10 protein-coding genes and 1 pseudogene are annotated in these 11,301 nt (G+C 70.9%); 9 read left to right on the forward strand and 2 right to left on the reverse strand.

Annotated features, from left to right (window positions below):
• Positions 1–641 precede the first annotated feature (641 nt).
• Both JNW89_RS38805 and JNW89_RS36770 read left to right on the forward strand, forming a co-directional pair.
• A pseudogene (locus tag JNW89_RS38805) lies at positions 642–1,535 on the forward strand (pyridoxal phosphate-dependent decarboxylase family protein); the annotation flags it as partial.
• Between the two features lie 32 nt (positions 1,536–1,567).
• Entirely contained in the window at positions 1,568–2,071 is a 504-nt protein-coding gene (locus tag JNW89_RS36770) for a pyridoxal-dependent decarboxylase (RefSeq protein WP_255540852.1), read from the forward strand.
• 594 nt (positions 2,072–2,665) lie between these two features.
• Here the strand turns inward: JNW89_RS36770 and JNW89_RS15555 are convergent.
• The gene (locus JNW89_RS15555) at positions 2,666–3,331 is read right to left on the reverse strand and encodes a DUF1275 family protein (protein ID WP_238449458.1); all 666 of its coding nucleotides are present in this window, start codon (positions 3,329–3,331) and stop codon (positions 2,666–2,668) included.
• 287 nt (positions 3,332–3,618) lie between these two features.
• Between JNW89_RS15555 and JNW89_RS15560 the strand changes: the two genes are divergently transcribed.
• From JNW89_RS15560 to JNW89_RS15590, 7 genes are all read left to right on the forward strand, one after another.
• A complete protein-coding gene (locus JNW89_RS15560) occupies positions 3,619–4,332 on the forward strand; it encodes a TenA family transcriptional regulator (protein WP_238449459.1) in 714 nt (237 codons plus the stop codon).
• Between the two features lie 95 nt (positions 4,333–4,427).
• A complete protein-coding gene (locus tag JNW89_RS15565) occupies positions 4,428–4,805 on the forward strand; it encodes a Rieske (2Fe-2S) protein (RefSeq protein ID WP_238449460.1) in 378 nt (125 codons plus the stop codon).
• Positions 4,806–4,812: 7 nt separating this feature from the next.
• Positions 4,813–6,033 carry an NAD(P)/FAD-dependent oxidoreductase gene (locus JNW89_RS15570; RefSeq protein WP_238449461.1) on the forward strand — a complete coding sequence of 407 codons (1,221 nt, stop codon included), beginning with the start codon at positions 4,813–4,815 and terminating at the stop codon, positions 6,031–6,033.
• Positions 6,030–7,466 carry an aldehyde dehydrogenase family protein gene (locus tag JNW89_RS15575; RefSeq protein ID WP_238449462.1) on the forward strand — a complete coding sequence of 479 codons (1,437 nt, stop codon included), beginning with the start codon at positions 6,030–6,032 and terminating at the stop codon, positions 7,464–7,466. The genes JNW89_RS15570 and JNW89_RS15575 overlap by 4 nt, the downstream gene beginning before the upstream one ends.
• On the forward strand, positions 7,463–7,873 hold the full coding sequence (locus JNW89_RS15580) for a non-heme iron oxygenase ferredoxin subunit (protein ID WP_238449463.1): 411 nt from the start codon (positions 7,463–7,465) through the stop codon (positions 7,871–7,873). Before JNW89_RS15575 ends, JNW89_RS15580 begins: the two co-directional genes overlap by 4 nt.
• A gap of 5 nt (positions 7,874–7,878) precedes the next feature.
• Positions 7,879–9,492 carry a gamma-glutamyltransferase family protein gene (locus tag JNW89_RS15585; RefSeq protein ID WP_238449464.1) on the forward strand — a complete coding sequence of 538 codons (1,614 nt, stop codon included), beginning with the start codon at positions 7,879–7,881 and terminating at the stop codon, positions 9,490–9,492.
• Positions 9,485–9,937 carry a RidA family protein gene (locus tag JNW89_RS15590; RefSeq protein WP_238449465.1) on the forward strand — a complete coding sequence of 151 codons (453 nt, stop codon included), beginning with the start codon at positions 9,485–9,487 and terminating at the stop codon, positions 9,935–9,937. Before JNW89_RS15585 ends, JNW89_RS15590 begins: the two co-directional genes overlap by 8 nt.
• 93 nt (positions 9,938–10,030) lie before the next feature.
• On the opposite strand, the gene JNW89_RS15595 is transcribed toward JNW89_RS15590, so the two are convergent.
• On the reverse strand, positions 10,031–11,301 hold a 1,271-nt coding region (locus tag JNW89_RS15595; RefSeq protein ID WP_238449466.1), incomplete at its 5' end, for a transposase.

Here is an 11,301-nt window from a genome sequence, read left to right on the forward strand (position 1 = left end):
AGGGCGCCAACAACCTTCCGGACGCGCAGTCGCAGCTGGTGGTGACCATGTTCGCGCCGCCGGGTACCCCGGTTCTGACCGTGGTCAGCGCGGAGGAGCTGGCCGAACGACGACACCTACGAGTTACCCAGCCACGATGACCACCAGTATTCCGGATCTCTCCTTCCGCCCTAGCCGAGCAGCATCTGACCGCCGCCAGGGCGTCTACTAGCCTCGGCCCTTCTAGAAGGTCGGCCCTGGTTCATGGCGCGCGGCCTGATCGAGTCGACATTCCAGGATGTTGGCTCGCTCGCTGAGCATGCCGGTCTTGGCGCCGGCCCGGCCCCGGCCTGCTGGCGACCTCCGGCCGGCACGGCCGGGCGGCCGGCCACGCCTGGGGACGACACGATCAGAAGACCTCGCGGCTCGGCCCCCCTCGGCGACGGCGTGGGCGAGGAGGTCGGCGTCGGGGGTGCGGCCGGCCCCGAACCCCGGCCCTCCTCAGCTCGGCCGGGAGCGGATCACCCCAGGCGCGGCCATCCTCGCTGTCACGCGAACGACGGAAGCTGGGCTAGGCTCCGGCGATGAGTCCGACCTCATCTGGCCGACCGACCGGCGATTCCGCGTTGGATCCCTCGCCAGGGAGGATCCGGGAGATGGGTATGGAAGCCGTGGAGTGGGTCGCCGCCTACCACGGCTCGATCCGCGACCGGCCTGTCGCTCCGCGTACCTCGGCGGCCGCGCTGAAGAATTTGCTCGCCGAGCCGCTGCCCGTCGAAGGTCGCGATTTCAGCCACTTGCTCGACGTCTTTCGCGATGTGATCGTGCCTGGTAGCCGGCACAACGGGCATCCGCGCTTTTTCGGGTACGTCTCCGCGCCGGGCACGGCAGTGGCGTCGGTGGCCGACTTCCTCGCCTCGGCTCTGAACGCGAACCTTCCCGCTTGGCGATCAGCGCCGGCCCCCACCGAGCTGGAACACGTGGCGATCGGCTGGATCAAGGAGGCGCTGGGCTGCGACCCGAGTGCGGGTGGCCTCTTCATGAGCGGCGGCTCGATGGCCAACTTCGCCGCTCTCGCCGCCGCGCGGCACCGCCACTGCGGCGATGTGGTCGCAACCGACGGCGTGAGTGCCTATCCCAGGCCGCTTCGGATCTACGCCTCCCAGGAAACCCACCACTCGATCCACAAGGCCGCGGCCCTCCTCGGCATCGGCCGGGGGAACGTACGAGAGGTCGCGGTGGACGCGCGCTTCCGGATGGACGTCGACGACCTGGTACGCAAGATCGAAGAGGACATGGCTGCGGCTGCGGATCCCTTCTGCGTGGTTGCGAACGCGGGCACGGTGGGAACCGGTGCGATCGATCCGTTGACGGAGATCGCGGCAACGGCGAAGCGGTATGGGCTGTGGATGCATGTCGACGCCTGTTACGGCGGCTTCGCCCGACTCGCCCGCTCGGCCCGCCCGCTCTTTGATGGTTTGTCGGAGGCGGACTCGATCGCCCTCGACCCGCACAAGTGGCTTTACCTGCCCGCTGACTGCGGCTGCCTCATCTACCGCAGCCCCGAGGCGCGCGCGCCGCCTTCACCCTGGACGCCGACTACACCCGGGTCATGCAGACCGAGCCCGCCGAGGCGTTCACGTTCTGGGATTACGGCCCGGACCTCTCCCGGCGTTTTCGCGCCCTCAAGGTGTGGATGGTGCTGGCCCACGCCGGTTCGCAGGCTGTCGGCGAAGCGATCGAATCCAACCTCGACTGCGCCCGCTACCTGGCGGAACTCGTCAACGCCAGCGACGACTTCGAGCTGCTCTCCCCGGTGGAGCTCTCCATCTTCTGCTTCCGTTACCTGCCCCCGGCGGTACGTACCGGGCCAAGGTCCCGGGTCGAGGAGCAGGAACTCGACCGCCTCAACGAACGAATCCTGGTGTCGCTGCAGCAGGCCGGTAGCTCGTACCTGTCGAACGCGACCCTCAACGGCCGCTTCGCGCTACGCGGCTGCGTACTCAACTACCGCACCACCCGCAACGACATGGAGATACTGCTCGACGACGTACGCCGCGCCGCCGAGCAGGTGTCCGGCCCCACTGGTTGAGGAGTCAAACTACGAGGCTCGGTTCGCTGATCGCTGGCGGGATCGGGCCTGACAAACTGCGCCCGGTGAACGAGGATCCCGTCAGCGTCGGGCGCGATCATGACATGGGGACTGTCCGACTCAGTAAGCCGCCGATGACCGGTTCGATCGGCGCATGGCGCGGCGTCAGCCGCCCGGCAGGCCGCAGTTGATCGCCGTTCTCCGTGAAGTACAGCTGGGGCCTGAAGCTGCAGTCGTCGGAGAAGTCCGCCCTGCAGAGCATGCTCAACACCTGCAGGTCCTGATCCCCAGGGCAGTAGTCGGCTTCAACTGACGTGGACAAGGGCCGCGGCTGTAGGCGTACACCACACGCCTGCGGCCCCTTCCACCACTGAAGCTGCAGCCTTGACCACCGCCGGCGGTCGGAAGTCGCGACGGCCGGGGGCCGGGAAGGCGGATCAGCGTCCGTTCCCGACTCCGGTCGTCGTCGATCAGATCGGACCGTTAGACGCTGGGTGGGCACCCTTCGGCGGAGTAGGGCGGCCGTCGTGTCCTTGATCGATCCCTGGCTGCCGTCACACGTTCATGCCGGCGGCGGATCCGCTGGCCGGAAGGTCAGCGACGAATGAGGTTGCGGTCGGGCGTCGGCTGGATCGCCGCGACGGCTGCGGCCAGGACGATGCCGAGGCTCCCCAGTTGCACCAGGGGCGCCCACACCGGCGCGCGTACCGCGAGCAACCCGCCGAGCGCCGCGCCCGCGATCAGCCCCAGCAGGGTGAGGATGTTCTGCGCGACGTCGCGCAGTCGGTGCCCGGAGGTGAGTCGCGCGATCACGGTGGTGAGCGTTCCGGTGAGATAGGTGGTCGACAGTCCCGCCACGCCGAAGCGCTGTACGGTGGTGCTCTGGATGCCGAGCGCGAGCGCGTTGAGGGCCAGCAACGACAGTTGCAGCTGCCCCGCCGGCCGGCCGTCGCTCAACCACCAGCCCACCGCGTATCCGCTGAGCACCACGCCCTCGACGGCCAGCGCGCGGGTCACCGCTCGTGGCCAGACCGGGTCGTCGGGTCTCGGGGTGCCGGCGATGCGCGTGCCGAGCGAGCAGCCGAGGACGAAACTGGCGATCGCCGCCCCGGTGTGTACGGCCAGCGCGCCGTCGGTGCCGGCCACGGCGACCCCGAGCAGGACCAGGTTTCCGGTCATCACGCTGGTGAAGGCGCCGCCTAGCGCCAGGAACCCGATCGCGTCGGTGGCTCCGCTGTTCACCGCCAGCACGACGGCCATCCACTCCCGCCACCGACGCTGGCGGTCGCTGCTCCGCGACACCCTTGCCGGCGTCCACCTGAATCGGCGCGGATCCGCGCTGTTGATCGTGGGCATCGGCCCACGATGGCAAACCGGCCGCGGAAACGCCGTGGGCTGTCTGCACAGAAGACTACGGCGAAGGATGTGCATCTTGACCGTGGGGCGCTGGTCGTCGGCTCCCTAGCGTTGGTGACACCCAGAGACTCCCGTGGCACCACGCCGAGCTGCCGGGATCGCATTGACGCACCACAGAGAGAGGCGACCAGATGACCGAGCTGCTCTCCCGCGACAAGTTCCGCGCTGCCCTCGAGGACGCGATCAAGGGCAGGGAGGCCAAGAACGCGTCGTTCAGCCAGGCATGGGCCGACGGCAAGCTGCAGCGGCACCACTTCGCACGCTGGGCGGAGAACCACTACCACTACGTGGGCCCGTTCGCCGACTACCTGAGCTACGTCTACGCCAACACCCCTGACACCTGCACCGACGCCAAGGATTTCCTCTTGCAGAACATGTACGAGGAGGAACTGGCCGACATCCGTCACACCGACCTGCTGATCCGCTTCGCCGAGGCGTGCGGGACGACACGGGAGCGGATCGAGGACCCGAACAACATCAACGCGGTGACCCGCGGGCTTCAGGCGTGGTGCTACGCCACGGCCATGCGGGAGCACTTCGCGGTGGCGACCGCGGCACTGGTCGTGGGCCTCGAGTCCCAGGTGCCGAGCATCTACAAGAAGCAGATTGTCCCGCTGCGCGAGGCGTACGGCTTCACCGAGGACGAGATCGAGTTCTTCGAGCTGCACATCACCTCGGACGAGGTGCACGGCGAGCGCGGCTACCAGATCGTCCTGGACCACGCCGACACGCCCGAACTGCAGCAGCGCGCGCTGCAGTTCGTTCGCTGGGGCGCGGAGATGCGCTTCGCCTACACCAAGGCGCTCTACGACACCTACGTGGCGCCGGACCTGGTCAGCGCCTGATCGAAGCCGTCGGACGGGTGGGTCCATGGTTGGCCCACCCTTTCGGCATCTGCGGCCCGGTGCCGCAACCGGTTCAGACACGGAGGGAGTCGGGAGTGAGCGAGCCTAACCCCGTCGAGTGGGTGCTCGTCGCCGAGCTGTCCGAGCTCGCGCGCCGCAAGAGGAAGCAGGTGCTCGTCGGCGGCACGCCGATCGCGCTCTTCGTCGTGGACGGCCGGGTCTTCGCGTTGCACGACGTCTGCGTCCACAAGCAGCGCTCCCTGAGCAAGGGGACGGTGCTGCACGGGCGGATCATCTGCCCCGGTCACCAGTGGTCCTTCGACCCGGCCACCGGCGAGGCGGCGGACCAGGCCGAGTGCCAGCCGACGTACGACGTCCGGGTGGCGGACGGCAAGATCTACGTAAACCCGCGACAGCGCAGCCGGCGCGCGCAGACCGGTGCCACATCGCACCCGGACAGGGCTGCGGGGTGAAACGCCGATGACCAGGACCATCGTCACCATCGGCGCCGGTCAGGCCGCCGCCGTCGCCGCCCGTGCGCTGCGCCGACGCGGCTTCGACGGCCGGATCGAGCTGCTCGGTGCGGAGCCGGAGGCGCCGTACCAGCGGCCACCGCTGTCGAAGGAGTACCTCGCCGGCGACGACGACTGCGGCCTGCACCTGCTGTCGGAGCAGTGGTGCACGGCGAACGACGTGCGCCTGCGGCTCGGCCAGCCGGCCGTCCGGATCCGGCCGGAGCGTGGGCTGGTCGAGTTGGCCGACGGCACGGAGGTCGCCGCGGACGCGGTCCTCCTCGCCACCGGTGGGAGTCCCCGCCGCCTCCCGGACGTCGTGGGTGAGCGTGTCCACTACCTCCGCACCCTGCAGGACGCGGACCGCCTGCGCGCCCAACTCCGTCCGGGCGTACGCGTGATCGTCATCGGCGCCGGCTTCATCGGCGCCGAGGTCGCCGCCACCAGCCGCGGGATGGGCGCCGACGTCACGGTGGTCGAGGCGCTGGACGTGCCGCTGCAGCGCGTACTCGGCCGCGAGATCGGAGCCAGCTGCGCGGCGCTCCATCGCCGACAGGGCGTCACGCTGCGGCTGGGTGAGTCCGTCGAGTCCGTCGTCGAGACACCGACCGGCGTCGTCGTCACCACCAGCGGCGGCCGCATCGAGGGCGACCTGGTGGTGGTGGGCGTCGGCATCACGCCGAACACCGCGGTCGCCGAGCGGTCCGGCCTCGCCGTCGACAACGGCATTCTCGTCGACGAGTACTGCCGCACCGCGGTGCCGAACGTGTATGCCGCCGGCGACGTGGCCAACCACTGGCATCCGCTGTTCGGGGAGCGGATCCGGGTCGAGCACTTCGACAACGCGAGCCGGCAGGCCACCGCCGCCGCCAACAACATGATCGGCCGGACCACCGTGTACGCCGAACCGCACTGGTTCTGGTCGGACCAGTACGAGCACAACCTGCAGTACACCGGCCACGCGCCGGTCTGGGACGAGCTGGTCGTGCGCGGCTCGGTCGAGGACTGCGACTTCTCGGCCTTCTATCTGCGCAACGGCCTGGTACGGGCGGCGTTCGCCGTCGACCGCGGCGCGGACGTCCTCGTCGCCAAGGAACTGATCACCGCACAGATCAGCGTCGATCCCCGGATCCTCGCCGACGAGGACGTCGACCTGGCCGAACTGACGGCGTTGGAGGAACAACTGTGAAAGGCAACCTCATCGGTGGCGAGTGGGTGGGCTCGGCCAGCGGGCGTACCCGCGAGCGCCGCAACCCCGCTGACGAGCGCGAAATCGTCGCCGTCTTCCCGGATTCCGACGCGAAGGACGCCCACGACGCGGTCTCCGCGGTCGCGGCCGGCTACCGGGAATGGGCGCAGCGCGGTCCGGAGGCGCGGGCGGAGGTCCTGCACCGGGCCGCGGACATCCTTGCCGCCCGCGCCGAGCACCTCGCCCGGGAACTGGTCCGTGAGGAGGGCAAGACGCTCACCGAGGCGCTCACCGAGACCCGCCGGACCCCGTCGAACCTCCGCTTCTACGCGGGTGAGGCGCTGCGCGTCGCGGGCCGCACGTACGCCACGGGCGACGGCAGTCTCGTCTACACCTCCCGGGAACCCGTCGGGGTCGTCGTGGCCATCACGCCCTGGAACTTCCCGCTGAACATCCCGTCCCGCAAGCTCGGCCCCGCCTTGGCGGCGGGCAACGGGGTGGTGTTCAAACCAAGCGAGGTGACCCCGTTGATGGGGCAGCGGCTGGTCGAGGCGCTGCTCGAGGCGGGTGTCCCGGCCGGTGCGCTCGCCCTCCTGCAGGGTGGCGGGCAGGCCGGGGCAGCACTGGTCGCGGATCCGCGGGTGGGTGCGGTGACCTTCACCGGCTCGTACGACGTCGGGGCGAGCATCCACCGCGCGGTCGGACCCAGCCAGCGCTGCCAACTGGAGATGGGCGGCAAGAACCCGGTGATCGTGCTGGAGGACGCCGACCTGGACCGGGCGGCCGACATCGTGGTCCGCGGGGCGTTCGGCCTCAGCGGCCAGGCGTGCACCGGCACCAGCCGCCTGATCGTCCACGACGCGGTGCACGACGCGCTCGTCGAGCGGGTGGTCGCACTCGCCCGCGCCCGCCGGGTGGGCGACGGACTCTCCGACGGCGTGCAGATGGGCCCGCTGGCGACCCGCGCGCAACGGGAGAAGACCCGGCACCACCTCGAGCTCGCGGCGGCCGCCGGCGCCCGCCTCCGCGCCGGTGACGAGCCGCTCGGCCCGGGCCTGGAACACGGCAATTTCGTCCGCCCGGCGGTCTTCACCGATGTCGACCCGTCCTCGCGGCTGGCGCAGGAGGAGATCTTCGGCCCGGTCCTGGGCGTGCTGCGCGTCGACTCGCTCGACGAGGCGATCAGCGTCGCCAACGACACGGCGTACGGCTTGTCAGCCGGGATCGTCACCCGTGACCTGGGCCGCGCGCTCGGCTTCGCCCGCCGGGTCGACAGCGGCCTGGTGAAGGTCAACCAGCCCACCACCGGCATGGCGATGAACGCGCCCTTCGGTGGGCTCAAGAACTCCAGCACCCAGACGTTCAAGGAACAGGCAGGGGAGACGATGATGCACTTCTACACCGTCGACAAGACCGTTTACGTAAGCTCATGAGCACGCCCGAGGCCGCCGGCACCGCGCACCCGCAAGCGAAGCCGGGCGCCGTCACATTCGTGTGCGTCGCCCGCTCCGGTCAGGTGCCCGACGGGTACGTTCGCCGCTTCTACGCCGACAGCCTGGAACTGTGCGTCGCCCGCTCCCAGGGCAAGGCGTACGCGACGTCGAACTACTGCACCCACCTGGACTGCCTGCTGTCCTCGGGCAAGCTGGTCGACGACGGCATCGGCTGCTCCTGCCACGGCAGCGTCTTCGATCTCGAGACGGGCGAGCCGGTCTGCCCGCCCGCCACCGAACCGATCAAGACGTTCCCGGTGCGGGAAGAGGACGGGCAGATCTACGTGGGCGTGACGCCAGAGGACATCGCGACCGGCGGCCCGCGCCGACGCAAGCCGGTCAAATGACGGAGATGAACGCGGAATGGCCAGCGCCGACCCGCAACGCGGTCCTCGCCGGTGAACACATGGCGGCCTCGAGCCATCCCGCAGTCAGCGCCGTCGGTCATCGCGTGCTCGCCGAGGGCGGCACCGCGATCGACGCGACCGTCGCGATGGCCGCGATGTCCTGGCTGGCGCTGCCAGGCCAGTGCGGCGTCGGCGGCGACGCCTTCGCCGTGGTCCGGGAGCCCGACGGGTCGGTGTGGACGATCAACGGCAGCGGGTACGGGCCGGACGGCGGCGACCTGGAGTTCTACCGCACGCGGGGCCTGTCCGCGATTCCCCTCACCGGGGCGCTCGCCGTGGCGGCTCCGGGTGCGGTGACCGCGATCGCCGCGCTGCACGCCCGCGGGGCGACGCGCAGCCTCCCCGAGTTGTGGGCGCCGGCCATCGCGGCGGCCGAACGCGGCCTGCCCTGCACTCGCAAGAACCGCGCGGACATCCTCGAGCACGAGGCGCAGTTGCGAGCCGACGAGGGGGCCCGACGGACGTTCCTGCGCAACGATCGGGCGCCGCAGGTCGGCGAACGGCTCGCGCAGCCGGAACTCGCCGACTCGCTGCGGCTGCTCGCGGCCGATCCCCGCGCTCTCTACACCGGCGAACTGGCCGATCGCGCGGTGGCCGCGCTGGCCGCAGCAGGCGCTCCGTTCAGCGGCGACGAGTGGATGGCCTCCGGCGTCGCGCTCGAGGGCGAGGCGATCGCCGGGCGGTACGGCGACCTGGTCGTGCACGCGACACCGCTGCCCACGCCGGGCTGGATGGTGCTGCAGCAGGCGGCCGTGTGCGACGGGATGCTCTCCGGGCTGCCCTGGCTGAGCGCCGACGCGGTCGGCTGGCTCGTTGGAGCGGCCCGGCAGGCCTTCCGGGACCGTTGGGAACGGTGCGGCGCCGACACGGACGCCTGGCAGACGCTGCTGCGGCCCGAGGCCGTGGCGGACGTGCGGGCGAGGCTGGCCGCCGGACGGCGTCCGCTCGCGACGGCCGGGCTGACGCCGGACGGGGACACCACGACGACCGTCGCGGTCGACGGCGACGGCCGTGCCGTCAGCTTCATCCACTCGCTCGCCTTCACCTTCGGCGCCCGAATCACCATCCCGGGCACCGGCATCGTGCTCAACAACCGGCTGGGGCGCGGCGCTTACCTGGTGGAGGGCCACCCGAATCAGGTACGACCGCGGCGCCGTCCACTGCACACCTGCCACGCCTGGTTGGTCACCGACGCCGGGGGAGCCCTACGGCACGTCGGCAACACGCCCGGTGGTGACGGACAGGTGCAGTGGAACATGCAGGTGCTGTCGCACCTGATCGACCATGGCCTGGACCCGCAGGAGGCGGTGTCGGCGCCGCGGTTCACCGTGTTTCCGGGCAGCGACGCGGACGTGGTGGGGGCACCCGACGAGCTGATCTGCGAGTCGCGGCTGGGGGAGCGGACTCTCGCGGGGCTGCGCGCCGCCAGGCACCCGGTCCGGGTGGTGGGGCCGTGGGACGCGGGCGGGAGCGCCCTCGTGGTCTCGGTGGACGAGCGGCTCGGCTGCCTCACCGGGGGCGCCGACCCCCGGCAGGACGGGGTGGTGCTCGGTGGCTGAACCAGCCGCCCGGGGGACCCTGCCGGCACCCTCGGCCCCGCAGGGCCACTACGTGCCGGTGGTGGTGCACGCGGGCACCGCGTACACGGCGGGCATGACGCCGCGGGTGGACGGCCGGCTGGCCGTGCGCGGCCTGGTGGGCGGCGGATCTGACCGTGGCCGAGCGCGCGCCGCAGCAGGCCTCGCGGCCGGCAACGCCGTCGCCGCGGTGGCCGAGGCGGTCGGCGGACTGGACCGGGTGCGGCGGTGCCTGCGGATGACCGTGTACGTCGCCTGCCGTCCCGACTTCACGCAGCACTCCGCGGTCGCCGACGGTGCGTCGGAGGTGCTGCGGGACTGGCTGGGCGAACGCGGCGCGGTCGCGCGCTCGGCCGTCGGGGTGGCGAGCCTGCCGTCCGGCGCGCCGGTCGAGGTGGAGCTCACCGTCGCCGTGACCGGCGACTGAGCCGGTTCAGGGTGATCTCCATCGCCGACCCGCCCGGCTGCCGGCTCGGGTGGGCGGCAAGCGGCTGGAGGTGACTGTGACTCGCCGTAGGGTTCACCGCCAAGCTGGTGACGGCACGTGCGCAGGTGGCGAGCACGTCCCGCCGCCTCCGCACGTGCCGTTGCCGAGGCCTACGGGAAGAAGACCACGGCGAAGATGGTCCCCCACGACGAGCCCGCTGACCACCGGGATGAAACACCTGCGGGCGAGGTCGATCACCGGCACCCGGGCGAAGCCGGCGACGGCGATGAGCGAGGACCAGGCGACAAGCGTCCCCCCACCGGAGCAGATGTTGCCCATCTGACCGACGGCGGCGAGCGTCTCGGAGCTGATCCCGGCGGCCGGACCGAGACTGCCCGCCAGCGATCCGGTCAGCGGCAGGCCGGAGAAGCCCGACCCCTCCAGCCCTGCGATCATGCCGATGAGCAGGATGCCGAAGGCCACGATGAAGCCGCTGTTCGGAATGTGGTTCTGTGCCGCCGCGACCAGGTCGTACAGCAGCGCCGGCCCCTTGGCCGGATCGGCAGCCCCTTGCCGTCGCCGGCGAGCGCCGCCAGGAAGACGATGAGCGCCGCGATGCCGCCGACCAGGGCGGCGTCGCCGCCGCCGCGGTGGTCGGGCACGCTGTCGGAGACCTTGGCGACCACCATGTACACGATCAGCGCCAGGTACGCCACCGGGACGAAGGCGGCGAAGAAGATGGGACCAGCGGGTTACCGCGTTGACGATCTCTCCGCCCTGAAGGACGGAGGTTCCCTCCGCGCTGCGCGTGGAACACGCGGCGTCCGGGCGGATTCCTGCTTCCCGGCGCGGTGCCGGCACGGGTGCCGGTCTTACCTGCGCTCCACAGGCGTTTAGGCTCTCGGCGCGTCCCGCCGCGAGCACGTTCATGGCCGCGTTGACGTCCCGGTCGTGGGTGCTGCCGCACGGGCAGTCCCACGCTCGGACGTCGAGCGCCATCTTGTCGTTGATCCGGCCGCAGTCCGAGCACCTCCGGGTGGATGGGAAGAACCGATCCACCCGGGCGAAGGTGCGCCCGTACCGGGCGGCCTTGTACTCCAACATGGCGGTGAAGCTGGCCCACCCCGCGTCGTGCACGGACTTGGCGAGCCGGGTCCGGCCGAGACCGACGACGCACAGGTCCTCGACGAACACCGCTTGATTGTCGCGGATGATCGCCGTGGACAGCTTGTGCTGCCAGTCCCGCCGAGTGTCGGCCACCTGGGCATGCGCCCGAGCGACCTTCACGACGGCCTTCTTGCGGTTGTTCGATCCCTTGGTCTTGCGGGACAGGTCTTGCTGCAACCGCTTGAGCTTGCGGGCCG

The sequence above is a fragment of the Micromonospora sp. 4G55 genome, assembly GCF_016803375.1.

What these genes read in the sequence shown, in the direction of transcription:
- JNW89_RS15570 (WP_238449461.1), top strand. Translation starts at nt 4,813, where the DNA reads ATGACCAGGACCATCGTCACCATCGGCGCCGGTCAGGCCGCCGCCGTC.
- JNW89_RS15585 (WP_238449464.1), top strand. Translation starts at nt 7,879, where the DNA reads ATGAACGCGGAATGGCCAGCGCCGACCCGCAACGCGGTCCTCGCCGGT.
- JNW89_RS15580 (WP_238449463.1), top strand. Translation starts at nt 7,463, where the DNA reads ATGAGCACGCCCGAGGCCGCCGGCACCGCGCACCCGCAAGCGAAGCCG.
- JNW89_RS15560 (WP_238449459.1), top strand. Translation starts at nt 3,619, where the DNA reads ATGACCGAGCTGCTCTCCCGCGACAAGTTCCGCGCTGCCCTCGAGGAC.
- JNW89_RS15555 (WP_238449458.1), bottom strand. Translation starts at nt 3,331, where the DNA reads ATGGCCGTCGTGCTGGCGGTGAACAGCGGAGCCACCGACGCGATCGGG.